The organism is Kitasatospora sp. NPDC088779, from assembly GCF_040685395.1.
Taxonomy (GTDB): Bacteria; Actinomycetota; Actinomycetes; order Streptomycetales; family Streptomycetaceae; genus Kitasatospora.
This window is the reverse complement of the sequence record NZ_JBFBHW010000032.1, coordinates 1-24,384: the sequence shown is the minus strand read 5'-3', so window position 1 is coordinate 24,384 and position 24,384 is coordinate 1. Positions and strand designations below refer to the sequence as shown.

The following is a 24,384-nucleotide window of genomic DNA, read 5'->3' as shown; positions in this document are numbered from 1 at the left end:
GTGCGGGAGCCTCTCAGCTCACACGGCTCCCATCGTCCAGCCGTCAGGCTTGAGGCCGAACCGCCAGTGCGCGAACAGGTTCGGGTAGCGGCGGGCGGCGCCCGCCAGCAGTTCCCTCGCCCGCTTCTCGCGGCGGTGCAGTCGCTTGTACTTCCGACAGGCCCAACGCACCAACAGGTCGTTGATGCGCCGGAGGAGGGGATACAACATGGACTTGTAGAAGCGCCCGAAATAGTTGATCCAACCCTGCACGATGCTGTTGAACATCCGCGCAAGGTCCATCAGGGACTTGTCACTGCGGCAGGCGATGCGCCAGGAACGGATCTCCTTGCCCATCGCCTTGATCGCCTCCTTGCTGACCGCGGGCAGGAAGTTCACGAAGTGCTTCCCGAACCGGTTCTTGGCCAGCCTGGGCCGGAACGTGTACCCGAGGAACGTGAACGACGTGTGCTCATACGAGCCGCGCCGATCGGCGTCCTTGCAGTACACGATGCGCGTCTTGTCCGGATGCAGTTCCAGACCGACCTGCGCCAACCGCTGCGCGAGAGCGTCCCGCACGCGGCGGGCCAGCCTCTCGCTGCCACAGTGAATCACCGCATCATCGCAGTAGCGCTCGAAGGTGACCTGCGGGAACTCCCGCGTCAGCCACACATCGAACGCGTAGTGCAGATACAGATTCGCCAGCACGGGCGAGATCGCCGACCCCTGCGGAGTCCCCCGATCCCGCCGCGCCAGGGTCCCGTCCGCCAACGCCAGCGGCGCGACCAGCCACCGCTTGACGTAGAGCAGGACCCACTTCCCGTCCGCGTCGACGTGCCGCTCGACCGCCTTGAGCATCAGCTCGTGGTCCACGCTGTCGAAGAACGCCCGGATGTCCAGATCGACCACCCAGTCGCTTCTCCAGCAACGCTGCCGACACGTCTCCACCGCGTCCAACGCCGACCGCCTGGGCCGGTAGCCGTAGGAGTCCGGGTGGAACACAGGCTCCACCCGCCGCTCCAGATACATCGCGGCCACCGTCTGGGCGATCCGGTCGGCCACGGTGGGCACCCCGAGCACGCGGACACCTCGCCCGCCCGCCTTGGGGATCTCCACGGCCTTCACCGCCGGAGGAAAGTACGAGCCGGACGACATGCGATTCCACAGCTTGAACAGGTTCCTGCTCAGGTCCTGCTCGAACTGCTCGATCGTCACCCCGTCCGCCCCGGGTCCACCCTTGTTGGCCTTGACCCTTTGAAACGCCTGCCACACCATCCACTTGGGGATGTCAAACGACTTGCTCATGACCTCGGCCTGCGGCCTCGATCCGTTCACCTGGCTCCTCCCGGGAACTCCGGTTGACCACCGAACAAGACCAGGACGACCCGCCCCCTTCGCTCCACCCCCATTACAGGGGCTTCCCCACTACTACGAGGCGGTCCGTCCCCCTGCCGCGCATCGGTACTCTGCCCCTTGCAGTTTCAGCTGCTTGGGGTTCTCCCTTGACGCCGACGGACCGTCAACACGGCCACCGGCAGCATCGCGGCGAGGGGTTCCCACGTTCCGCACCGGCGCCTGAGCCGAGCTCGCGCCACCTTCATGCCGGGCACCACCTGGCCAGGAATACAGGACCCCGCCAGACTCATCCCGGGGCAACAACTGGACCCCGGTTTCGGTAACCGTCCATACGCTTTCGACACTTCGGCAGTGGTTCACTCGCGTTCGCCTTCTCGGCTCGCACCTGACGCATCAAGTGCGCCTTGTCCGCAGTGCTCACCACCCCGGCTCATTCACCGGAGCAGCCTGCGGTGGTTTGAGACCTCCCCCTGCGTGGGCGGTCCCGGAGGGCCCACCTCCATCACCAGTGCAGCACCACATCAGCAGCTTCCGTCTACACCGAAACCTCCTGATGTGTTCGTGGCGCACAGTCATCCGCGTACCGAACCAACATGGGCATCTTCGCCGTCGTGGCGGGCGACCTATCGTCTCGATACCCCGCTGCCTCAAACATTCCGTGTAGCGCAATGTTCATCAGCAATGGACTGATTACACCGCCTTGTGGAGTTCCCTCCTCGGTCGGTGCGAACCTTCCGTGCTCCATCACGCCAGCCTTCAGCCAACCGTGGATCGCCCTGTTCGCAGGGAAATCCCCGATGACCCCCATCAGGTGGTCATGGTTGATCCGGTCAAACGCGCTCGCCAGATCAGCGTCTAGAACCCACCGCCGACGACTCTTTCCGGAGATGATCGCAAAGATCGCTCCGATGGCGTCGTGGCAGCTTCGCCCCGGACGGAAGCCGTAGCTTCGCCCTTCAAAGCGCGCTTCCCATTGGGGTTCCAGGGCGTTTTTCACCCTGGCCTGTTGGGCTCGGTCCCGGATGACCGGGATGCCGAGTGGCCTTGTCTTTCCGTTGGCCTTCGGAATGTGCGTGCGGCGCACCGGCCTGACTCCGTCCGCCGGATCCTCGGCGAGTGACCTCACCAACCGACCCCGTTCCGACGGCGTCAGCGCCAGTTCCCCGTCAATGCCGGGGGTGCGCCTTCCCAAGCTTCGCTGCGTCACTCTCCGCACGCTGGAGAGCGTGTTGGAGCGGGACCGCAGCATGAGCTTCTGGAGGCTACGGACCTTCTTCGGGTCCCCCTCCTGTTCGGCCTTGAAGATGCGTTGGCGCAGTCGCCTCACGTTCCGCTCCGTCTCGGCCCAGTCAATGCTGTGCCAGAGCTTCGCGTCGTCCAGGGTTTCAGTCCCCGGAGAGACATCCTGCGCTTCACGCTCGCTGCTCATTCCGCCTTCACCTCCGGTATCTACATCCGTCCTGGTTATGGGTCATGCCCGTTGCTTCTTCAAAGGTCCACCTGTCCCGCGTCAGCTACCTTTCGGTTCCGGGCATCGGTCCGGTATCTGCCGGGTTATGGGCGGCGGCTGAGGTGCCGTAGTCCCGCCGTTTCCCCTGGGCTTGTCGCCCTAGCAGCATTTGCTTCTCGGGACATCCTGTTCCCGCAGGGGGATTCACCTTCGTTACCTCCGGCTTACCAGCCCTGGTGGGCTGGACCCTTACGGGGTTTCCCTGTTCCACAAGATCTAGATGCGACCCGTGAGGGTGCCCCCTATAACCCGGGACAGCGGTGATCACACACGGGGTAGCGCAGGGCCCCGCGCCGCTTCGGGCATCGCAGCCCGTTGTCCTGTACCGCCGATTACTCACCATTGACGCGGCTTTCCTTCACGAGTCCTCACGGGGGGTTCGCTTGCGCTCACCCTTCGGGTCTTCCCCTTGCCCTGTGGTCGGCGATGGCCCGCCAGCCCTTGGGGCTTATCTGTCAGGCGGCTTGGCACCCACCGGTTACCCAGCGAGCACCCGCCCTAGGGGATCGGCCGCATTGATCACTTGGCCGAAGCAGGTCCACTCCTCCCGGACCTGCCACTAGATCTTGCGACTTCAGGTCGCACTGCGCTTGAGGAAGTAGGGCTCCCTGGCGGCCAGTCGCTGCTGCAGTGTCTCGTCGGGATTGATGACCGTCTTGTCGTCGAGTCCGGTGGTGGCGTTGGCGAGGGGCTCGGGCATGAGCGGGCAGGCGAGGGTGCCGTCGACGAGGGCGGCGCCGAGGTGGCTGCCCTGGATGCCGCGCTGGTCCTGCTTGTAGTCGAGGGCGAGCTGGTAGCCGAGCCGGCGGACGTGCGACTGGAAGTGCTCGGTGACCTGGTCGGTGTAGGCGCGGTCGGCGGCGAGCAGGCCGATGGGCAGGCCGAGCGGGACGAGGGCCTGGAGCGTGTGGACGGCGTTGGGGCCGACGCGCTTGCCAGGGCTGTCGAGAGCGGCGCCCAGGATGAGCTGGGGGTGCCTGCTCACCCGGGTTCCGGCTGCCGGGTGGCCGGCGGGGTGCCGGCGGCTGACCGATGCCAGGAGGGTGGCGCTGTACCCGAATTCGCCCTCGGTGCTGCCTCCGCTGAAGTGCCAGCCTCCCGTGATCTCCACCGAAGCCAGGCCACGGCGCTTGCTGTGGGGGCGGTGCCAGGCGGGGAAGGCTGTGGTGTCGGTACCTGCGTCGCCCTGCCACCCCTTGAAGAGTCCTCGCCGGTGGGCCAACTGGACGGTGACCAGGACGAGACGGTCGCTGATCTGCTGCAGGAGGTCACGGCGGCGCACATGCTCGGCGTCGGCGTCCTCCCAGGCGGATGCGTGGACAGCAGCCTCCGTGAGGGGAAGTCGGCGACGGCGGTCCGTGCGGGCCGGGTCCAGTGCGGTGGTCAGGCGGTCGAACGACCGGTAGACGCGCTGGCAGAACGCGTTCCGCGCCCACGGGTCGCCGGGCTCGATCTCCGGGACGTGGAGCCAGGACCGTGCGGTGGGGCTGATCTGGTCGAGCAGGACCCGGCAGGCGTCGGCCAGGTTCGCGCTCGCCTGGTAGTGCAGCGCCAGCAGCAGACCCGCCAGCACGGTGCGGACGGGCAGGCCGTCAGGGCCGGGACGTCCTGCCAGCTCCGCGTCGATCAGGTCGAGCGCGCCGGAGCGGTGGAGCAGGAAGTCGACCTGGCCGACTTTGGAGTCCGGGATCTCAGCGGGCGCGTCGGTGACCGGCCGCGGCCGACGACGCCGGGCCTTCTCCGCGTCCCGCCACGAGCGGGGAAGGGTCACGCTGTCCTGCCGCGCAGGAGCCGGGCCGCGGTGGCGTCGTCGAGCGGCGGGACGAGGTGCTGGAAGCGGGCCAGCGAGGCGGCCGAGGCCAGCCCCGCGGCCTTGGCGATCAGATCGTGGTCGATGCGCTCGCGCATCAGCTCCACGATCCAGCCGGCCCGCAACCGGCCGACCGACAGCGGTGGCAGGCCGTCTGCGGGTTGGTGCAGGTGAGACCAGGAACCGATCAGGTTCTTCGCGTAGGGCTTGGTGCGTTGTGGCCTGAACAGGTAGCGGCCGCCGGCCTCGTCGGCGAGGTCGGCCAGGACTTCCTCCCACTGGGCGCGCGCGGCCACCGGCGAGCGCTCGATGCCCGTGTGGACCAGGGGATGCCCCGGGCCCGGCCGGCGAAGGTCCAGCCCCCTCGTGGAGGCCACCTCCCTGGGCGTCAGCCCGTAGCCGGCACCGAGTCCCAGCAGGGCGAGCGCGTCGGTTCGCTGCTGGCCCCGCAGACGCGACGCCCAGTCCCGGAGCCCGGCCAACTCGTCGCTGCTGTAGGGCTCGTGCGGGTTGGCGGGCGCGTGCAGCTTGGGTGGAACGGGCTCGCCCCGGTCCGTCCACGCCAGTGCGTCCCGCACGCGCCGCAGCCAGGTGCGGTAAGTCTGTACCGACGTCGGCGCGAGAGCGCCCGCCCGGGACAGCACGAACGCGTCGATGACCTCGCCCCGCAGCCACGCGTCCGGATCACGCGGCAGCCCGCTCGCCTCGGCCCACAACACCAGGGCGGCCACGGCATGCAGGAGCCGCTCGACGTCGTAGGGCACCGCCGTGACCGTCGCGGTGACGACCGACCGCACGAGCGGAGCGACGTCCTCCCAGCCGGCCGGCGCATGGCGGGGCCGATAGCGGGCGATCTTCGCGGACGTGTCCGGATCAAGAGTCACGGTCCACGAATATCGGCTGCTCAAGCAGCCGTCAGGGGATTGATCCACTTCAACGGACAGGATGGTGCGAGCATGGTCGGCGGAAGCGCCCGCGTGCGCCCCCCACGGGAGATGACCGACGATCCTGAAGCCTGGCCCCGCCTGGCCAGTGGCGACACTGCAGCTGAAGCTGTGAGGGTCATCTCCAGCCGCCTCGCCGAGGCCCTTGCCGGCCAAGCGGTGAGCCTTCGCCAGGCTGCTGTCGGCTCCGGGGTCAACCGGCAGGCGATCGCGGACCTGCTGGCCGGCCGGTCCTGGCCGGACGTCGCCACCGTCGCCCGCCTGGAGAACTTCCTGGACGTTCCGCTGTACCCGCACCGCGTTGAGACGCGCATCGCGCATGGTGAACGGCCTTCCCGTCCCCGGTGACTCGGTCCCCGGGAACGACGAAATAGGCCACGCACCCCCCGAGGCCAGTGAGCTTCCTCTACGCTCGGGGGTGCGTGAACCACTTGATAGGGGCCACGTGATGGTTCCGAAGCGGCTACTACCTCGACGGAACCGGTTCCCTCCTCCCTGCCAGGGGAGGAGGGAACACCTTCAGATAACGGCGCGTCGTTAAGCGGCTCCCTCTGCCTGCGGCTTCTCGCTGCGGGCGATCGCGAACACGCCGACCGGGCCCTCGACGGCCTTGCCCTGCTGCGCGAGCCGCTTGCACGTCGAGCGGGTCGTCTCCTGCGGAGCCCGGCCCTCTCTGCCGGACGCAGGGCGCCCGATGGCCTCGGTGATCTCCCGCACCCGCATGGGCCGACCCGCGGTGACCAGAACCCTGAGGACCGCTTGCATGACCTCACCGGACTGAGCACCCCGGCGTCCCGCGGCACGACGTGGCGGGGACGGTTCGGAGGGCGGCACCGGCGAGGACTCCTCGACGGTGCCGGGGCCAAGCCCTGCCGCGGCCGTCGGCCCTGGCTCCGCCGGAGCCGCCTGCGGCTGGTCGACCGCGAGCTCGGCCAGGACATCGGCCAGCTGGTCCCGGGTCCCGCTGATACGGGCCAACTCCGCCTTCAGCGTCGTGAGTTCGTGTTCCAGCGCCGCCTGCCGCAGCCGAAGCTCCTCGGCCTTCGCCGCGTAGAAGTCCACGGCGATCCGCAGTCCCGGAGCCGCAACAGCCTCATCCGCGCCCACGGCTTCCACGCGCCCTCCCCAGGCATCCAACACTCGCCAACCGCAGACATCGTAGGGAATGCCAGGCGTGCCAGACAGCCAAACGGCCAACCACGTCTGGCAGTTGGGGCCAAGACCGGCAGATGGCTGCCTTGGCGAGGCTGAGGACAGCTTGGGAAGCTGAGGGGAGAGGTATCTGCCGGCCCTGCGGCAGCCGTAGACGGCCTTGGTCGCGCTCGGGCGAGTTCTACCGGAAGTTCCATTCCTGGCTGGGCAGTGAGTGCCAGAGGTCGAGCCAGCTATACAGCAGGAAGAGCGGTCGGGTCAGGTTGACGTCGCCCGCTTGCTGGGAGCGGATCGCGAGGCCGAGGTCGGGGAAGACCGGGTCGGCAGCGGGGCTGTACATCAGGCGCCCGTGCGCTGTGCGGTGAGCGAGCCAGTTCTCCACCCGGGACGGTGCACAGCCGGTCAGCGGAACGCCGTCCAGCCGCACCTGGGGGCCGGTGAGCGCATCCACGGCCACGCACTCCAGACGGTTCCTCCGGAAGAGAGCCCTGACCCCGGCAGTGCGGAAGTCGGCGTAGTGGGAGGACGAGACAGACGCCTTTTCGCCGAGGGCGGCGGTGATCTCCTCCAGGGCCATCCCGAAGTGCAGCGGTCCCACCCCGACGTACGGCGTGTACGTCCACTCATGGCGCTCCTCGTCTCCCGCGATCCGCCACGGGCCCCGGTACCCCGGCGCGCTTCCCTGGGCCGCCGTTGGCGGTTCGGGCGACGGCTCGTGAGGGGCCGCTCGCCCCGGTGCCGCCCAGTCCGGGTGCCAACGGCCCGGGGGTTCCAGGGCAGCGGTGTCCTCCGGTTGCTCGGCCAGCCATCGGATCGCCTGCTCCTGGCCCTCGTCGAACGGGTCGTCCGCCAGCTCGTGCGCCTGGGCCGTGGCGGCGCGGTGTTCCTCCTCCGCGGTGATGAGGTCTGCGATGTCCTCACCCCAGGTCTCCAGTCGTTCCCGCGCGATCCACCGGTAGTAGGAGTCAGTACTTCGGGCCAGCACATCGCGGACGGCGGGCGCGTAGTGCGGGATCGACGCGGCGAGGGCGGGATCTGCCAGCAGAAGGGCGGTGGCCGCGACGGCGGCCTCCCTCACCTGTGGATCGTCGTCCTCGCAGAAGACTGCGACGTAGGTGTGGAGCGTCGGCCGTGCGGCGCGGGCGGCGGCAAGATCCTGCGGTGCGCCGACACTATTCTCGGCATCCAGGCGAGTGACATCGGCGAACGAGGCTAGCCAGTTCAGCAGCTCTGCGCGCAGCGACCGTGTGCCGGCTCTCCGCTCCCACTGGCCCTCGGCGAGCATGCGCGGATCGTCGAGAAGGGCGCCGATGACCAGAGCCGCCGGGGCGGTCGCCGGGAACACCCGTTCCTGGTTGAGGAGCAGCCGGTACAGGTTCCAGACCTCTTGAGCCCGGCGGGTGTGATCGCCGTCGAGCAGTCCGATGAGGATGTCCGGCGTGTCGGGCACGTTGTGCAGGTCGGTGCAGAAATGCGGCAGCTCACTCCACGCGGTGCCGGTGAGCATGGCCAATGCGGGAGGCGGCAGGGACACCTCGGGAGCGGTGGACGGGCCGCCGGCTGTTTTGTCGATCATGGTCGCAGTGTTCCAGTCGACTCCGACACTCGCGGTGCGTCGGCGCAGGTGAGAGATGGCCCACGGCGGAGCAGTTCGGGAAACGATCTTCAATGAATTGGGAAGCGATCTTCGTGAGGTAATAATCAGCCCTGGTCAGCGCCACTTGTGAACAGCCCACCCGCGGCGCCGGGCCGGAAGGCCAGGAGTGGCAGGTAGGGGTGCAACTGCCAAGTCGGCAGGCGCACCCCTACCCGTCTGTCGGCTCAGAGTCCAGGTGCCCGAAGGGGCGGTTCGGTTACGTGGTCGTACTCGCCAGCAACCACAACGGCGATGAAGCGGATGAACGCCTGCTGGGTGAAGGTGAGCACCGGGCCATCCGGATTTTTCGAGTCTCGGACATATCGCTGATAGCCGCGTGTAGCGACCTCAACGCAGTTTCCTCCGCCGCCGCTGTGGCTGGACTTCGTCCAGGTCAGACCGCGCAGGTCGAGCAAGGCGCAGGATGGGGACGATGGAGCGGCGAAGGTCACTTGCGGTCCTTGATCAACTGAGCGAGGTGGTCTTGTGTGGCGGAGGGGCTGAGAGCGTGTGAGGCGGTCACGGAGAAGGCAGCCTGGTAGCGCTCGACTGCCGCATCGGGGAGGCGGATGCTTCGGTCCATGAGCTCGACCCAGGCGGAGGTGCGGCCTACGGGCGGCACCATGAGGACGAATGGCGCGGCAAGTGCAGGATTGTAGGAAAGGCCCGCCGGAAGCACGCGTATGCGCATGCCAGGCTGTTGCGATCCTTCGAGTAGCCGTTCGAGCTGCAGGATCGCGGAACCGGCCGAGAGCCCGGGAAGGTCGAGGACTGTTGATCCGAGCAGGATTTCCTGGTCGGCTTCGAGAGTCTCGGCCTGACGGCGCATCCGGAGATCGACCAGTCCTGTGACCGCCTCGGCAGACAGGTCCGGGCGGAGGCCGGCGATGACGGCAGCGGCAACTTCCTCGGTCTGCAAGCGGCCAGGAGGCAGGTGGGGTTCCACAGAGCGGATCAGCCGGGCTTCCTGTTCCTCGGCGAGGTACTGGCCGAAGTCCTCAGGCACGGTGAAGCCCCGTCGCCACCACGAGGGCTTGGCCTCGGTCTTCGCGTCTGCCTCCCAGAAGGCGACAGCAGCCCGGTGTCCGGATTCGTCAGCGCCGTACAGGTCGAGCAGCGTCTTGACGATCAGCAGCTCGACCTTGCGACGCCCGTTCTCGTACCGACTGAGGGTGCCTGGGTCGATTCCTGTGGCCTCGGCAACCTGGACCCCGGTCATGCCCCGCCGGATGCGCAGGCGGCGCAGCAGCTCGCCGAGTTCCTTACGGGCAGCCGAGGTTGTGGTCTGTCTGGTGGGCATGGCATCAGTCTTCCCGGGCTTGCCCTACATGGACAAGCGGCCTGGGGGCAATTTGCGCCATCAATTTGGTGAAACGCATTGCTGCGCGCCGATCTGACGGACATTCTGGTGTCCGACGAGGCGTGCCCGTGCGGTTGCCGCGTGCTCGATCAACGTGGGTCACGTTGGGTTCTCCGGGCGTTCTCGATGGCCCGCCAGCATCTAGGAGAAGGTCATGGGTGAACTGATCCCCAGATTCCGGCTTCTCGTCAAGGAGCGGGGGCTGGAGCCCTTCGAGAAGTTCGACGCCCACTTCGCCAGGGCTGCCGGCCTTGCGGCCGAGAGAGAGGGGCGGCCATCGTTGGCCACGGCCACGGCCAGTCGCAAGACTTTCGACCGATGGATGCAGGCTGGGGTTCGCAGTGCCCCGACCATCGCACTCGGTCTGGTCCTCAAGCACCTGTTCAACATGTCCGTCGACAAGATCTTCGAGATGGTCGCCCCGGACTCCCTCGGGCTCCCCCTTGCCGGCTCCGGCGAAACTCTGCCTGATGTCGGCCTGCCTGTCCTCGAGTTCGACGATCCTCAGCATGTTCGGGAGCAGACCCGGCTCCTGACAGCCTCCAACACGGACCCCGCCATCCTCGCGATGGCCGCAGGCGCGATCACGGGGATCGTGGAGCGTTACGAGCGTCTGGGGCCGCACCAGCTGGTCGGTGAGGCCAAACTGCTGCGCAGCATGCTCCATACCCTGTTGGCCGGGCACCAGCCTCCCCGGGTCAAAACCGAGCTGTTTCGCCTCGCCGGCCGGGTTTCCGGCCTCCTCGGCTATATGGCGACCAACGCCGACCGGCCGACGGAGGCCCAGGCATACAGCACCGAGGCGCTGGAGCTCGCCGACCAGATCGGTGACCGCGACCTGCAGATGTGGGCCTTCGGCACGCGGTCCCTCGGGTACTACTACCAGGGGGAGTACGGCCTGGCCGACGAAGCGGCGGTCGCCGGGGTCGCGATCGCTCCAGGCAGCCCCCAGGCGATCCGCCTGCTGATCAACGGCCGGGCCCGGGCCCTCGCCCGGGCCGGACGCCACCAGCTGGCGCTCGAAGCCATCGACCAGGGCCTGGACCTCCTGGACCGCCACAACGTCCCTCCCGGGCTGACTCCGTGCATCGCGTTCGAGCCGTACTCAGCCGCCCGGGCGCTGGCCAACGTGGTGACCGCCCAGTTGGCGATCGGGGATACCGAACAGGTTCTCAACCGGGGCCGGGACCTCGAGCCGATGCTGGCCAGTTCGGACTCCGGTTGGAGCCGCGCGCTGGTGGGCCTGGACATCGCCACGGCCCTGCTCCAGCAGCCGAAGCCGGACCTCGAGATGGCGATGTACCGCGGAGAGCAGGCGCTGGGCTCGGGCACCACGCCCCCGATCCGCTCCGTGTGGCTGCGCGGCTTCGAGCTCTACGAACGCACCGAACGCTGGAGGGATGAACCCGTCGTCGGCGACTACGCGGAGCGTCTTCGAGCCTGGCGCGCCAGCCCGTCCGCCGGTACGGTCGCCGGGAGCACCCGGGCCCCGGGCGCCGCCTGAGTCGCCGAAGGAAGCGATCATGGCCCTGCTGCCTGACTCCGCGGCGTTCCCCTGCGCGCCGCCGACGGACCTCGCCGATGCGAACGCCATCGTGCGCACCGACTGGGATGCCTACGCTGGGCTCGACCGTCTCGTGAACCACTGGGAGCGGCCGGGCTGGGACGACGGCACCCGTCGCCTGTACTGGATGCTGACCTTCGGCGACAACCGCGATCTGGCCGAGCGGGCGGTGCAGTGCCAGCAAGCTCTTGAGCACCTGGCCCTCGACCTCACGCCGGCCGAGGGCCTGCACCTCACCGTTCTGCGTATCGGCAACACCGCCGACGTGCCGACAGGTACCGTCGACGCGCTGGCGCGCCAGGTGGAGTGCCTGGAGCTGCCTCGCCTGGCCTTGGCCGCACATCCGCTCAGTGGCTCACGCGGAGCGGTCCGATTCTCGGTCTCCCCCTGGACCGGCCTGGTCCACCTGCACCAGCAGCTTACCTCCGCAGGGCGCAGCCTCGGGGTGCCCGGGGGAACGGAGACCGGTCGGTTCCGGCCACACCTCGGAATCGGGTACAACCCTGTAGCCCGACCTGCCCGGCCGCTCATCGACGCCGTCGAACCACTGCGCGTACTCGCGCCCGTGGCGCTGGACGTCGGTGCTCTCGACCTCGTCGAACTGCGCCGTCACGGTCGGCAGTACCACTGGCGAACTCTCAGGCGTGTTGCCCTGGTCTGATGGGTGGGATGCGTCAGCCCACCGGCCGTTCCGCATGCCGGCGTTCCGGCAGGGCGGGCTACCCAGCGGCCGTGGACTGCCGTACGACCTCGGGTCGCGTCAACTGGAGCTCTTCGCGCAGCGTGGCATATGCGGCCTCGACAGCCGCCTCGTCCTCAGGCGACAAGTCCAGGCCGAGGCAACCGTAGTTCAGCATGACGTGATCGGCACGCCCGAACCCGGCCACCACGGCCGTGCCCCGCCCGCGGGACAGGCAGTACCGCAGCGCGGCCTGACCGAGAACCGCCGGGTGGCCCCCGAGACGTTCACGCAGCGGGGCGAGCACGCGAGCGATTACGTTCCTCGTCTCGTTCCTCGGCGCCGGCAAACGGTTTCTGCAGGAAACGGCCCCCGCAAGGAGCCCGCCGGCCAGCGGTGAGGTGAGAAGCACCCCGGTGTCACTGTCGGCGAGACGGGAGATCAGCTCGCCCTTTCCACCCCCTGGTAGGAGCGCGAGCGGCGTCAGCGCGTTGAAGGGAAGCATGACGACGTCAGGCTGGATCAGGGCGAACAGCTCATCGAAGCGCGCGTGGCCGCCTGCGCTAGGCGTGGCGGCAGGGCCCGACGATGGTCCGACCAGGCCGATTGCCCCGATCGTCCCGAAGTCCTTCATAGCTCGCAGGACCTCGACGGCCGGGCCCAGGTAGCGGTCGCCCGGCCCGAAGTCATGGGAGGGCAGAGCGAACAAGTCGAGTTGCTCGACGTTCAGGTTCTCCAAGCTCTGTTCGAGCTGATGCCTCAGGTGAGGTCCTGCGTAGGGATGGGGCGCCGTCCCTCGGTGCCCAACCTTGCTGCTGATCTTGAGCGTGACTCCCTGCCTCCCGTACTCCCCGACCACTTGACCGAGCAGGCGCTCCGCGCGTCCGTCCCCGTACGTGTCGGCGACGTCGAAGAGGTTGGCGCCGTGCTCGACGGCGCTCCGCATGCCGTCGAGCCACTCGCTGTCGGGAACCGCGTGAGGTGTCATATCTGAGCCGATGGACCGGCAGCCCAGGCCGAGGGGGTGGACGGCAAGGCCAGGTGCAAGACGTCGCGGCGCCAGATCCAGGCAGACCGGCTGGGCGAGCGCATCAAGCGGGGGGCCGCCGTCCTGGAAGTGCCGGTCGGGCGCGGACGCCCGCGTCACCGGGTGAAGCAGGCGCTCAGGATAGCCAGATCGCGGACCCTCGCCGTCCACCGAGATCTCCTCCATCGATTCCTTGATCCGCTGGCAGCCGCCTACTTGGGCCAGTTGCCGTGGCAAGGGCCCCGCGCCCGCAGCAAGCGATCCGATGGCACCCAGGGTCCTACGGTGCCTGCTGCCAGCTGGGCACCACCAGGCCGTTGGGTGGCCATCTGGTGGACATCTCCGCCTGCAGCCAGCCATGTACAGAATCCTAAACTGGGACAAATAACTCTCATTGATGACGATCTCTGGCGTTCGCAGCCCGAAGATGGCCGTCAGATGGCCGCCCAACAGCCTGGTGATGTCCGCCCAGCTGGGGCCACGGTTGGTTCGTTCTCCGAAGCCGCCAGCAGCGGGCCTCGACGGCCGACCCCCGGGGGTGAGTCCCACATGTCCCTACCGCCCGCACGAGGCGGGGACGGCCGGCACCCCCTTGGGCAACACGCGTTGGCGAAACCTGTGCTGCCCAAGGGACTTGGGTGCGGCCGCCGCACCGGCTGGACCCTCAAGGACCTCCGACTTGACTGCCACCAACGCTCCCTCCATCCCCACTTCAGAAGGCGTGCACCAGTGACCGCTCCTGCCCTTCCCGCCCAAGCCCAGTTCACCTCGGGCGGTGCCGACCAGCTCAGCCCCACCGGCTCCCGGACGGCGCCGGACGCCTTCGGTCTACAGCCCAGCTGGGTACCGACGGCGGGCACCGCCTCATGGCGTGTCGACGTCGGCCGCTATTTCGAGGCGGTGCGGTGCGGAGCCGAGGCCGGCACGCTGATCACCGCTCGACTCGGCAGGACCTGCGGTCCGGTGATCGCCAGTCCCGCCGCCAACTTCTACGACTTCCTGCTGGCCCAGGGCACGCGGGTTGACAGCGACATTCCGAAGGCGTGGCAGCTGCCGACGGGTACGCCGATCAGGGTTCCGCCGCTGACCGACGCCTCGGGCCGGTTCCTGCACTGGGTCGTACCGCCCGGGGGCACCACCACGGCCGAGGGCCTGTACGCGGCGGCGGTCGCCGCCTTCGGCCGACCGGAGCGCCCCACCTGGCAGGAGCCCGTCCGGCGGCGTCGCCGCTCTCACCACCACGGTTGACCAGCCCACCTGTCCCATCTCGCCTCGTCCATCAATCCGAAGGAGTCCCGCCGTGTACCCCCACGTCCCGGTCGTTCCCCGCGAAGGTACGGCCTCCGCCACCTCCTCCAAGCAGGACGCCGAGATCGCGTTCGCCGCGCTCGAACAGGGCTGGGCGCTGCACGCAAGCGGCCCCTTGACCTTCCACGAGGTTCACCGCCTCCCGGCCCGCCTCACCGTGGCAGGGCGTGCCGCATGATCACCACGGCCCATGAGATGGCGCAGCCGGACGCCGTGGAGGAGTTCGACGGGATCGAGCTGAATCTCCATCGGCCGCAGTCCGCGCGGGTCGAGGACTACCTGCTGGGCGGGATCGGTAATTTTCCAGCGGATCGGGAGGAGGTCGGCCTGCTGTGGGGTTGGGAGCCCGGGGCTCGGCGGGCCGCGCTGCAGCGTAAAGCCTTCCGGAAGGCGGTGCTGGCCTGGATCGGGAGCTGTGGTCCGATGCAGATCCTCGATCTCGGGTGTGGGTTGCCGTTGCCGCACTGGTGGGACAGGGCAATGCCGGGATCGGTCCATCACCGACTGCTTGGCGAGGTCCACGAGCTGGCAGCACCTGGTTCGAGGGTGGTCTACGTCGATCGGGACCCGATCGTGATGTCGCACGCCCGTGCCCTGCTGAGGGGGAATGGCACGTCGGAGGTCCGGCATGTGCGTGCCGATCTCGCCGAGGTGGGGGCGGTGCTGGGCAGTGGGCTGATTTCGTCGGGTGAGCCGGTCGCGCTGACGCTGTTCGACGTGCTGCACGAGGTCGAGGACGCGCGCCGGGTGGTGACCGCGTACACGGAGGTCGCGGCGCCGGGGAGCCTGCTGGCGATCAGTCACCGGAGTCTGGACCACGTCAGGGACAGCCGGCGCGTTCTGGGACGTACCGCGATGCAGCTGCCGTTCTTCGCGCGGTCCCGGGAGGAGTTCACTGCGCTGTTCGACGGCTGGGAGCTGCTGGGGCCCGGTGTCGTCCCCGTTCAGCGGTGGTCCGCCTCGCGGGCGCCGGGCAACCTGCGGCTGGCTCGGGCGGCGGGTGCCTACGGCGCGGTCGCGCGGAAGCGGTAGGCGCCTCATGCAACGAGCGAGTGCGGTTGTGTCGCTTTCGGCCCGGCCGGTGTGGCTGCCGGCGCACGTCGTCGGTCTCCTGTGCGGACGGGTGTTCGAGGTCCTGCGGATCGACGACGGGCCCGCCGCAGCGGTGCTGGCGGCAATCAGCCCGGACTGCGGGCCGGTGATCGCGACCAGGCTCGGCTACCACGACCTCCTGCTGCCGCCCGGCGAGTTCCTCCGCCAGCGTGTGCCCCGGGCACCCGGCGTCCGCCCGATGCCCCCGGAGGCACGCGTCCACATTCCGCCGCTGACGGCCTCGCCGCACGAGGGCATCCACTGGCTGGTGCCGCCGGGAGCCGGGACCACCGACCCGGCCGCCGTGGCAAACGCGCTGGCCGAGCACTTCGCGTATGGCGTCCCGGGCCGGCGGCGCCCACCGCGGCAGCCACAGCGTCGCTGACCGCCCCTTCAGCACGTCGAGAGAGAGGAGAAACTGGTGACCGTCCCGAACTGCCAGCACGAGCCGAACTGCCCTACGCCGGAAGCACCCGACGCTGCCGCTGCCCAGATCGTGGTGTCCCATCCCAAGCAGGGCTGGATGGCCCTGTGCAACGGGACCCTGCTGTTCGAGGACGGAGGCGCCCTCTCCGTGTTCGGCGAGGTCGCCCAGCCCCGCTGCCAGAGGGGCACGGCGTGACTGACACCCTCGTACCGCCGGCCGCGATGCCGGATCCGGTGCAGCGCACCGCCGACGCGCAGGGCCTTCCCGTCGCGGTGCTGGTCTCGGCCACCACCGTGCGCACGCACACCGGTCTCACCGCCGCGAGCGACGCCTCGTACTCCAGCTGTCGCGCCGGCCACACCGATCTCGCCCGTCAGGTCGCCGCCGCCTACCCCCAGCGGCCCCGCCCGTGTGCGTCCGTCTCCCGCTGACTACTCCCCTGGAGCTCCACCGTGCCGTGCGACCTGGTCACCTCGACCGCCCCGCCGTACACCGGATCCCCCACCGATCCGGTGCGGATGCCCGCGCCGCTGCCCGCCGCGGACCCGGGCACCGTCACCGGACGGCAGAGTGTCGAGGCGACGCTCGATGCGTGACATTGCCGGCCTTCCGGGCCCGGAGCCCCTGGGCCGCGGGGGCCGCGCGGCGGGCGCCGTCCTGCTCGGGCTGTGCCTGCGAACCGCCCGCGCCGACCGGATGCTGCGCCACGGCGCGACCACGGCCGGCTGCTCAGCTGACTACCTTCGGCGCGTCGAGACCGGCCTGGCTGTCCCCAGCCCGAGCCAGACCGCTGGACTGCTCGCGGCCTACGCAACCCCGGAGACGAGCGACCACTGGCCGGGCCTGATCGCTATCGCCGCGCAGCTGACGGCGTATCCGGAAAACTGCGCGGCCTTCGCGGACTGCCAACCCGGATGGGCAGGGCGCCTGATGCTGGTCGCCGGCACAGCCGAGCGGGTGCGGGCGAGTGCCGCCCTGGTCGTCCCGATCGGGCTGCGCACCCGCACCTACGGCGCCGCCGTCATCCAGTTCATGGACGAGGTAAGCCCTGCGGATCGCACCGCCCTGACCACACCGCTGTCGCGCACCGCTCTCACGGACGGTCCGCCGTGGACGGTGGTCCTCGGCGAAGCCGTCCTGCGCCAGGGCGCCAGTCCCGGCCTGGCAAGGCAGATCCGGCACCTGGTCCATCTCGCCGAGAGCACCGAGGTGCGGGTCCAGGTCGCGACAGCCGCCAGCGGCGGCCATCCCACCACCGAACTGGTCGAACTCCTCCTTCCCGGCCCGGCCGGCTCCGTGCTGGTCGTCGAGGTCAAGCACCACGGAGCGCACTACCGCATCGGCGGATCGGACTCAGCCGAAGAACTCCGCCGTCTCGTCGACCGCTGCGCGACCCGGGCACTGGACCCGCAACCGAGCCTGAGCATGCTGCGGCGTACGGCCTCCGAGCTCACCGCCGCGGCGAGCATCCGCCCCGCGTGGTGACCACGGCAATCCCCGTCCATCCCCGGTAGCCGTCGCCCACGTCGGCGCCCGGCCACCACCGACCCTCACCAGGACACCGCCCATGAACCGCATCCCACCCACCCCGGTCGCCGGCGCACGACCGGTCACCGACGGACAGGTCGCCCGAGCACCCCGGGGCGTCATGGCCGAGCGGGACCGGGCAGGTGCGCGATGAGCACTGCCATGGCCCGCCCGGCCGGTGTGCCCGCTCCGCTCGACGACGCCGCGTCGCAGGCCTGGGCACGGCGCATGGCGGGACCACTGACCGCCGAGGAGATCGCCGAACAGCTCGGCTGCAACGTCGTGGAGGTGACGGGCGCTGTGACCCGCCTGCGCAGGGCGGCCGACGTCCGGTCCCGGACCGCACTGGTCGCCGCCCACACCCTGGCGGGCCACCTGACGGCGCACAACCTCGGCGCACCAGGCCTCGACACCATCGGGGACCTCGGTCCCGAGCAACTGTTGCTGCTGCGCCTGTCTGCGGGCCACAGCACCGGCGACATCGCGGCCGAGCTAGGCAACTCCCGAGCCACTGTCAGCAACTACCGCGCCAACCTGCTGGTCAGCACCGGTCTCGCCAGCATCCACCAGGCCGTCGGCCTGGGTTGTCTGGCCGGGATCGTGCGCCCGGCCGACGTGTACCCCGACCGCGAGTACAACACCACCGCGCCGCTGCCCGCGCACCTGGCGACCGTTGTCGACCGTGCCCGGCGCGCGCTGGCGGACACGGGCCGGGCGCTGGTGGTGGCACCGCGCGCCGAACAGGCCGGGCTCGCCCGCGCCGTCACCGACCGCGAAGCCGACGCCGGCACGCGGGTCCTGGCCGTCACCCCGTACGGCGAGCACTGGACCAGCGACGTGGCGACGCTGGCCGCGACGCGCCGCGAGGCGGGGCACGTCGCCGTCATCCTGACACGCTCTGAAGCCGAGCGGCCGGGCCGCCCGCCCACGCCGCCGGGAGTTCCCGTCGCCACCAGCCTGCGGGGAATGCGCCGTCTGGTGGGCACGACCCTGCCCGCCACCGTCATCACGACACCCGCGGGCCTGGAGATCCTGGCCGCCGCCCACACGCACCACCCCTTCGATCTCTCGATCGCGCTCGACGATCACCTGCCACAGGTAGGGGAGCGGGTCGGCCGCCACCCGAGTTGCCCACCGGTGCGCGCCGTGCTCCGGCTGACGTCCACACCGCGCCTCACAGCCACCGGCCGCACGCGCCACGAAGGCTGCGATCCGTACACCACGGGCCCCATCACCGCGAACCTGATGCCATGTCAGGCCGTCGAGGCGGGGCGGATGCGTCCCTACCGGCTCGCGGCCGCGGCGGCACCGGGCCTGCGGGGCGAGGGCCTAGGCGACTTGGTCCTCGCCCTGGCGAGTGCCCACCACCTGGCGCGGGTGGTCGTCCACGGCGCGACCGATCGGGACGCCGCACGGCTCGCCAAGGCGATCACCGACGGCGACGGCGGGGTCCAGATCGACGTCCTACCCGCCGGCCATGACCCGGAACACAACACGGTGGTGTCGCGCTTTCGGCACGGTCCACACCAGCTGCGGGTGCTGGTGACCGGCGGCCGGCTGCCCGCAGGCCTGGACGCGGACGCCCTCATCCACACCACCGGTGAGCTGCCCGCAGCCCGGACCGCCGCCGCCATCGAGGCCGCGCTCACCCCCGCCGACCCGGGCAGGCAGCGCCCGCTGCTGCTCATCGCCGCCGACAGCACCGCACACGGCCGCTGGGGGACCCTGTCCACGCTCACCGCCGCCCTCGCCGCCCTCGACCCGGACCTGAAGAAGGACCTGCGTCGCGCCCGCGCCACCGGCGGCGGCTGGCCTGGCCTGGAGCTAGCGCTGCCGCTGCCTGCCGGCGCCAATGAGCAGCGTGCCCGGGCGGTCTGCGCGTGGGCGGACACCACAGTGGCCGAGGAGATGCGCGACACCGCCGAGCGTGCCCGTGCCACCGACACCCTCCACCCTGACCTTCTGTCTCCCACGGGCCTGCGGCTCAGTGCCTGGCAGGCCGTGCGGCGGCACGGTCTGCCGTCCGCACCGGCCGCAGGCCCGCCAGCCCGCCAGCGCCCGACCCGGCCCTCGCCCTCCACCTCACGGGACACCGCATGAACCACACCGTCATCCCCGACGCTTCCCTGCCATCAGGCTCCGCCGGGCGGAGCAGGAAGGACGCCGCCGCGATCACTGCCGCGTTCGCGCGCACGCTGAGCGGCGACACGGACTCCCTGGCCTGGGCGGCCCTGCTGTGCGGGCCCGGCACGGTGGAGCAGATCGCCGCCGGCCAGCGCCTGCCCGTCGAGCTGGTTCGGCGAGCCGCCGAAGGACTGATGCAGCGCAACGCCCTGCTCACACGTCCTCAGCTCGCCGCCGCCTACACGGCCGCGCAACTGGTCCCCTGCCGCGTGCTGTCCCTCCACGGGGAGGACCCGGCCGACCTCGGCAGGCCCGCCCAGGCGCTGTTGAGGCTCCTCGCCCGCCGCACCCCCCGGGAGGCCGCCGCCGAACTGGGGCTGACGGCCGCCACGGTGAGCGCACGCATCCGGCGCCTGCTCGACGACCTGCAGGTCGCCACCCTCCAGCAGGCCACCGCTCTCGCCGCCCACCTCGGGACCATCCGCCCGTGGGACATCCGCCCCGGCATCCACCTGCCCCTTCCCGCCCCGGCGCTCCCGGAGGCGCTGCGCCCGGCCGTCGAAGCCGTCGCCGCCGTACTGGCCGACGCCCCGCACCGGGCTGCCGCGCAGATCCCCCGCTCCGAGCAGCAACAGGCGGCGGCGGCGGTCGCACACGCCCGCTTCGGCACGACCGGGCGGATCCTGGTCGTCGCCCCGTCCGGGCCCGCGTGGGAGCTCGCCATGCAGGAGTGGGGCACCGCCCGGCAGCACTCCGGCGCTCTAGCAGGCCTCCAGCTGTCCGACCGGCTCCGGGCCGGACGCAAGGCCCTGGCCGAAGGGCTGCCGGCCGTGTCCTCGGTACGGGCCCTGCTCGACCTCGCCGGTACGACGCAGCCGGCCACCGTCGTCGCCACGCCCGAGGCGCTGCCCCTCGTCACCGCCCTGCACCGCATGCCCGGCGCCGCACGATGGGACCTGATCGTCGTCGCCGACGCCGACCGCACCGGCCGACGGGGCGCGCCGGGATGGCAGGTGTGCGCCGACGAGGTCGTGCCCGCCGCCGCGCGCCTGTTCCTGACCTCCACCGCGCCGCACCGGCTGCCCGAGGGCGCCGGCACGGTGACGGTCGCACGCTCCGCCGCCGGGGCCGCCGCGACCGGGCGGGTGCGCGGCCACCGGCTGCTGGCCGCCGCTACGCCGTCCGGTACCGCAGCGCCAGCGCTCGCCGACGTGGCGGGCCTCGTCCTGGAAACAGCGCCCCGCCACGGGTTGCGCCGCGTCCAGGTCGTGTGCGCGACGCCGGAGCAGTGCCGAAAGCTGGCCACTACGTTCGACGCCGTGGTCGCCGGTCTGACCGAGTGGCAGCGCCCAGCCTCCCTGTGGACGGGGGTGATCACCCCCGGCACAGGAGCCGAGGAGCGCCACGGCGCGGTGCGGCACTTCGCCGAGGGCGGCGCGAGCCTCCTCGTGCTGATCACGTGCGAGCCGGTGCCCGCCGCCGGAGCCGACGCTCTGCTCGTCCTGGAGTCCGCCGACGAACAGACTGCGGCCGAGGTCATCGAGTGGGCGCTCCTCGCGCGCGACAGCGCAGACGCCGCCCGTCCCCTGGTGGTCGTCCTCCCCCTGCCCGGCGACCACGTCGCGAGCGGCGGGCAGGACGGCGCCGCGCAGCGGGCCGCCGGCCTGGTGCGCGCCTGCGCGCTGTTGGACCCGGCCCTGGCCGAGCGGGCCAGGCAGCACCCGGTCGGCTCCGCCTCGCCCTGGATCCAGTCCGGTCCCGGCGTGCCCCGGCGTCACCTCATGCTGCTCGAGGACGCCGCCCGCAACCTCGCCGGGAAGGGGGCGTGAGTACTGTGTCGATCACTCCTGGCACCCAGCCGGGCACCATTCACTCCCACCTGCTGCCGGGCCCGGCCGTGGTCAACGGGCGTCTGGCCCACCTGTTCGCCGCCTGCGGCCTCACCTGGCCCCAACTGGCCGCACGCAGTGGTCTGACCCTGGACCAGCTGGCGCCCTTCCGGGACGGGACGGCCCGGCCGTCCCGCAAGCAGCTCGCCACAGCGCTGGCCGCGATGGGAGCCGAGGCGGAGCTCAAGACGCTGCAGGCCCTGGCCCGGATGGACGCCCACACCGTCACCGACCGGATGCCCGGCTGGGCCGCCCGTCTGGCGAGTGTGCTGAACGGTGCCCCGGGCTGGCGAGCCGGCGGCGGCAGCGTGATCCCGCTGGGACTGCACACCACCGACTACTACGCCTTATGGATCAGCACGGTGCTGCCCACCGTGCCGGATGCCGAACGCGTGGCCCTCGCCGCCCTCGCGACCACGGTGCCGACGTCGGCCGGGCGCCGGACCGCATACCTGGACCAGGCGATCCTTCATCAGCCCACGGGTGGCCCCTCAACTGCCGCTGCCCAGCTCAGCCATCTCGTCGAACTCGCACGTTCCAAGCAGGTGGACCTGCGCCTCGTCGAGGGCCCGCACACGGGTACTCCTCTCATCGAGATCACCACCACTGCCAGGAGCCTGCTGGTGGTCGACATCGCCGCCGACGGCGTCCGCTACCGCACCGGCGCCGCCGCAGCGGATGCCGGGCTCGCCCTGGACACCCTCGCCCACCGCGCAGCCTCCGCCCAGACGAGCATCAGCCAAGTACGCATCGCGGCGCAGTGGATGCACGTCCGCACCACCCCCCGCCGCGTGAGGTCCCAGCGGCCGGGAGGAACCCGGTGACCGCGGTACAGACCGCATCCGCGTACCCGGCCCACCACCGGGCCGAGGTACCGCAGACGCCGGCCAGGACCGGGAGGGCCGCGCGGCTGCTGATGACCGGGCCGCGCACCGCGCTCACCGTCCAGGCCCGGCACGCCGTCGGCGCCGCCGCCCGTGCACTGGTGATCCTGCAAGGTGGCGACATCGCCCACGCGCTCTCCCATTGGCAACCCTCCGCGGCGCCCGGTGCCCGGCTGGTCGGGGTCCACGGGTTCGGCGAGCGCGTCGCAGTCGGTCGTGCCCCGGCCGGCAGCACGCTGCACGGCGACCCCATCGCCGTGGCGCGCGAACTCCGGGACCCGGGGCCAGTGTTGGCCGTGGCCACGCTCGCGGGCGCCGAGGTCGTCGCCGACGCTCACCGCGCGCACCGGCTCGGGCCCTGGCAGCTGCTGCTGGTCGAAGACGTCCTGGCACTCCAGGCGGCCGGCACCGCAGCCGGTGACCTGCTGTCGGATGCCGCGGTCCCGGCCGCACGACGCCTGCTGCAGACCACCGCCACCGCGATGGTCGACCAGGCCGGCCAGCTGTGGACCGCCCGCCCCGGCCCCCGGTACGGCCGGCTGCACGAGCTGGGCCCGGCCACCGCCCGCGGCTGGCGCCTGGAGCTGCCGCTCGACGCCCCGGCACGGCCCACCGGCGGAACCGCGCGCCTGGACGCCGCCGCCCGCCTGGCCCTCGACGTCGCGGCCCGGCCCGGGATCGGCCGTGTCGTGGTGGTGTGTCCCGACGGCACCACCGCGCGCAGGTTCACCGCCCGGGCCCACGCCCTGCCCGATGCGCCACGCCGACGCGGACCCCGCCCGGTCGTGTGCCTGACCGCTGCCCAGCCCCCGTACGAGCGCGCGCAGATCCTCGCGCGCCTGGCCCGCGACAGCCATGCCGTCGTCGCCACCTGCTCGCCCCTGCCGACACCGGTGGACGCGGTGATGCTGCTGGCACCCGGCCGGATGCCGTGGACCGTACTCGCCGCGCTCGAACGCGGCCTCGCACACCCGGGACCCGACCTGCTCGTACTGACCGGCCCCCTCGAACTCGCCGCCGCCGGCCGCCGCGACCCCCACACCGACCTCGCCGACGCCGCCGCCGTACTCGGCGTCCTCGCCGCCCTCGACCCCTCGTTGCGCCGGGCCCTGGCCCACTCCCCTGGTGCGCGCACCGGCGATCCGTGGACGGCGGGCGGCGCCTTGGACCGGGTCGTCCTGCCCGACGGACTGTCCCCCGGCCTGCGCCGCACGGCCGCCCGCGTGCTGCTCGAAGCGGACACCCCCCGCACCGCCCCCACCTGCCGCACCACCTGACCACCCACCACGGCCAGGACCCCCGGCCGCCCCGCTCCCACCCACGTAAGGACGCCCGTGCACGCCCACGCCCACGCCCACGCCTACCCGACCGCACGCCGGATCGAAGACCACGCCCTGATCGGCAACACGCAGACCGCCGCCCTCGTCCACCGGGACGGAACCGTCGACTGGATGTGCGCCCCCCGCTTCGACTCGCCGGCCGTGTTCGCCGGCCTGCTCGGCACCGACGAACACGGCTCCTGGCACCTGGCCCCCGCCACCGACCGCCCGCGCCCGGCCGACCGCCGCCGCTACCGGGGCGACTCGCTGATCCTGGAACAGGAGTGGGACACCCCCGGCGGGACCGTCCGGGTGACCGACTTCATGCCCGCCGCCGCCCGTGTCGGCGCCGACCCGGTGCCCCGCATCGTCCGCATCGTCGAGGGCGTGTCCGGCACCGTGCGGGTGCGCTCCACCCTGCGGCCCCGCTTCGGCTACGGCCGCACCCGGCCCGCCCTCGACCGCCCGAACACCGAACCCGGCAGCGCGCACCGCCTGGCCGCGGTCGCCGGTCCCGACGCGATATGGCTGGACAGCGCCCACTACCACGCCGACACGGACGCCACCCTCACCGCCGAGTTCACCGTCACCGCCGGCGAATGGACCGCGTTCGTCCTCACCTACCGCGAGTCCCACCGCGGCGCCCCACCCATCGTCGGCCCCGACCACGAACTCGCCCGCACCACCGACTTCTGGCGCGACTGGGCCGCCCAGTGCACCTACCAGGGCCCCTACCGCGAGGCCGTGATCCGCTCCCTGATCACCCTCAAGGGCCTCACCTACGCCCCCACCGGCGG

24 protein-coding genes and 1 pseudogene are annotated in these 24,384 nt (G+C 71.1%); 16 read left to right on the top strand and 9 right to left on the bottom strand.

Annotated features, from left to right (window positions below; genetic code table 11):
* Window positions 1-18 precede the first annotated feature (18 nt).
* The 4 genes and pseudogenes from ltrA to AB0P03_RS26460 form a co-directional block, all read right to left on the bottom strand.
* Window positions 19-1,314, bottom strand: a complete 1,296-nt coding sequence (gene ltrA, locus AB0P03_RS26475; protein WP_363624192.1) for a group II intron reverse transcriptase/maturase — start codon at window positions 1,312-1,314, stop codon at window positions 19-21.
* 592 nt (window positions 1,315-1,906) lie between these two features.
* Window positions 1,907-2,764: pseudogene (locus AB0P03_RS26470) on the bottom strand (reverse transcriptase N-terminal domain-containing protein); the annotation flags it as partial.
* 655 nt (window positions 2,765-3,419) lie between these two features.
* Window positions 3,420-4,616, bottom strand: coding sequence for a hypothetical protein (locus AB0P03_RS26465; RefSeq protein ID WP_363631157.1), 1,197 nt, complete (start codon window positions 4,614-4,616; stop codon window positions 3,420-3,422).
* Window positions 4,613-5,539 carry a hypothetical protein gene (locus AB0P03_RS26460; RefSeq protein WP_363631156.1) on the bottom strand — a complete coding sequence of 309 codons (927 nt, stop codon included), beginning with the start codon at window positions 5,537-5,539 and terminating at the stop codon, window positions 4,613-4,615. Before AB0P03_RS26460 ends, AB0P03_RS26465 begins: the two co-directional genes overlap by 4 nt.
* Window positions 5,540-5,650: 111 nt before the next feature.
* Here AB0P03_RS26460 and AB0P03_RS26455 point away from each other — a divergent pair, with 111 nt between their 5' ends.
* Window positions 5,651-5,947, top strand: a complete 297-nt coding sequence (locus AB0P03_RS26455) for a helix-turn-helix transcriptional regulator (RefSeq protein ID WP_363631155.1) — start codon at window positions 5,651-5,653, stop codon at window positions 5,945-5,947.
* 189 nt (window positions 5,948-6,136) lie between these two features.
* On the opposite strand, the gene AB0P03_RS26450 is transcribed toward AB0P03_RS26455, so the two are convergent.
* From AB0P03_RS26450 to AB0P03_RS26435, 4 genes are all read right to left on the bottom strand, one after another.
* The gene (locus tag AB0P03_RS26450; protein ID WP_363631154.1) at window positions 6,137-6,715 is read right to left on the bottom strand and encodes a hypothetical protein; all 579 of its coding nucleotides are present in this window, start codon (window positions 6,713-6,715) and stop codon (window positions 6,137-6,139) included.
* A gap of 217 nt (window positions 6,716-6,932) precedes the next feature.
* Window positions 6,933-8,327 carry a hypothetical protein gene (locus tag AB0P03_RS26445; protein WP_363631152.1) on the bottom strand — a complete coding sequence of 465 codons (1,395 nt, stop codon included), beginning with the start codon at window positions 8,325-8,327 and terminating at the stop codon, window positions 6,933-6,935.
* 245 nt (window positions 8,328-8,572) lie between these two features.
* Window positions 8,573-8,839 carry a DUF397 domain-containing protein gene (locus AB0P03_RS26440; RefSeq protein WP_363631150.1) on the bottom strand — a complete coding sequence of 89 codons (267 nt, stop codon included), beginning with the start codon at window positions 8,837-8,839 and terminating at the stop codon, window positions 8,573-8,575.
* Window positions 8,836-9,687 (bottom strand): helix-turn-helix transcriptional regulator, encoded by an 852-nt coding sequence (locus tag AB0P03_RS26435; RefSeq protein ID WP_363631148.1) that lies wholly within the window; start codon window positions 9,685-9,687, stop codon window positions 8,836-8,838. Before AB0P03_RS26435 ends, AB0P03_RS26440 begins: the two co-directional genes overlap by 4 nt.
* Window positions 9,688-9,901: 214 nt before the next feature.
* On the opposite strand from AB0P03_RS26435, the gene AB0P03_RS26430 reads away from it, so the two are divergent.
* On the top strand, window positions 9,902-11,251 hold the full coding sequence (locus AB0P03_RS26430) for a hypothetical protein (protein ID WP_363631147.1): 1,350 nt from the start codon (window positions 9,902-9,904) through the stop codon (window positions 11,249-11,251).
* A 19-nt stretch (window positions 11,252-11,270) separates the two neighbouring features.
* On the top strand, window positions 11,271-11,972 hold the full coding sequence (locus AB0P03_RS26425; protein WP_363631145.1) for a 2'-5' RNA ligase family protein: 702 nt from the start codon (window positions 11,271-11,273) through the stop codon (window positions 11,970-11,972).
* Between the two features lie 58 nt (window positions 11,973-12,030).
* On the opposite strand, the gene AB0P03_RS26420 is transcribed toward AB0P03_RS26425, so the two are convergent.
* The gene (locus AB0P03_RS26420) at window positions 12,031-13,203 is read right to left on the bottom strand and encodes an aldo/keto reductase (protein ID WP_363631143.1); all 1,173 of its coding nucleotides are present in this window, start codon (window positions 13,201-13,203) and stop codon (window positions 12,031-12,033) included.
* Between the two features lie 543 nt (window positions 13,204-13,746).
* Between AB0P03_RS26420 and AB0P03_RS26415 the strand changes: the two genes are divergently transcribed.
* From AB0P03_RS26415 to AB0P03_RS26355, 13 genes are all read left to right on the top strand, one after another.
* Complete coding sequence (locus AB0P03_RS26415) at window positions 13,747-14,265, top strand: hypothetical protein (RefSeq protein ID WP_363631142.1); 519 nt, start codon at window positions 13,747-13,749, stop codon at window positions 14,263-14,265.
* A 52-nt stretch (window positions 14,266-14,317) separates the two neighbouring features.
* Entirely contained in the window at window positions 14,318-14,503 is a 186-nt protein-coding gene (locus tag AB0P03_RS26410) for a hypothetical protein (RefSeq protein WP_363631140.1), read from the top strand.
* Window positions 14,500-15,357: an SAM-dependent methyltransferase gene (locus AB0P03_RS26405; protein ID WP_363631138.1), complete on the top strand. Its 858-nt coding sequence runs from the start codon at window positions 14,500-14,502 to the stop codon at window positions 15,355-15,357. Before AB0P03_RS26410 ends, AB0P03_RS26405 begins: the two co-directional genes overlap by 4 nt.
* A gap of 28 nt (window positions 15,358-15,385) precedes the next feature.
* Window positions 15,386-15,802: a hypothetical protein gene (locus tag AB0P03_RS26400; protein WP_363631136.1), complete on the top strand. Its 417-nt coding sequence runs from the start codon at window positions 15,386-15,388 to the stop codon at window positions 15,800-15,802.
* 36 nt (window positions 15,803-15,838) lie between these two features.
* Entirely contained in the window at window positions 15,839-16,039 is a 201-nt protein-coding gene (locus AB0P03_RS26395; RefSeq protein ID WP_363631134.1) for a DUF5999 family protein, read from the top strand.
* A complete protein-coding gene (locus AB0P03_RS26390; RefSeq protein ID WP_363631132.1) occupies window positions 16,036-16,275 on the top strand; it encodes a hypothetical protein in 240 nt (79 codons plus the stop codon). Before AB0P03_RS26395 ends, AB0P03_RS26390 begins: the two co-directional genes overlap by 4 nt.
* A 21-nt stretch (window positions 16,276-16,296) precedes the next feature.
* The gene (locus tag AB0P03_RS26385; RefSeq protein ID WP_363631131.1) at window positions 16,297-16,440 is read left to right on the top strand and encodes a hypothetical protein; all 144 of its coding nucleotides are present in this window, start codon (window positions 16,297-16,299) and stop codon (window positions 16,438-16,440) included.
* Window positions 16,433-17,329 carry a Scr1 family TA system antitoxin-like transcriptional regulator gene (locus AB0P03_RS26380; RefSeq protein WP_363631130.1) on the top strand — a complete coding sequence of 299 codons (897 nt, stop codon included), beginning with the start codon at window positions 16,433-16,435 and terminating at the stop codon, window positions 17,327-17,329. Before AB0P03_RS26385 ends, AB0P03_RS26380 begins: the two co-directional genes overlap by 8 nt.
* Before the next feature lie 192 nt (window positions 17,330-17,521).
* On the top strand, window positions 17,522-19,471 hold the full coding sequence (locus tag AB0P03_RS26375) for a hypothetical protein (protein ID WP_363631129.1): 1,950 nt from the start codon (window positions 17,522-17,524) through the stop codon (window positions 19,469-19,471).
* The gene (locus tag AB0P03_RS26370; RefSeq protein WP_363631127.1) at window positions 19,468-21,324 is read left to right on the top strand and encodes an AsnC family protein; all 1,857 of its coding nucleotides are present in this window, start codon (window positions 19,468-19,470) and stop codon (window positions 21,322-21,324) included. The genes AB0P03_RS26375 and AB0P03_RS26370 overlap by 4 nt, the downstream gene beginning before the upstream one ends.
* Window positions 21,321-22,208: a Scr1 family TA system antitoxin-like transcriptional regulator gene (locus AB0P03_RS26365; protein ID WP_363631126.1), complete on the top strand. Its 888-nt coding sequence runs from the start codon at window positions 21,321-21,323 to the stop codon at window positions 22,206-22,208. The genes AB0P03_RS26370 and AB0P03_RS26365 overlap by 4 nt, the downstream gene beginning before the upstream one ends.
* Window positions 22,205-23,545 carry a hypothetical protein gene (locus AB0P03_RS26360; protein ID WP_363631124.1) on the top strand — a complete coding sequence of 447 codons (1,341 nt, stop codon included), beginning with the start codon at window positions 22,205-22,207 and terminating at the stop codon, window positions 23,543-23,545. The genes AB0P03_RS26365 and AB0P03_RS26360 overlap by 4 nt, the downstream gene beginning before the upstream one ends.
* A 57-nt stretch (window positions 23,546-23,602) precedes the next feature.
* The coding region (locus AB0P03_RS26355) for a trehalase-like domain-containing protein (RefSeq protein ID WP_363631123.1) at window positions 23,603-24,384 on the top strand (782 nt) is incomplete at its 3' end.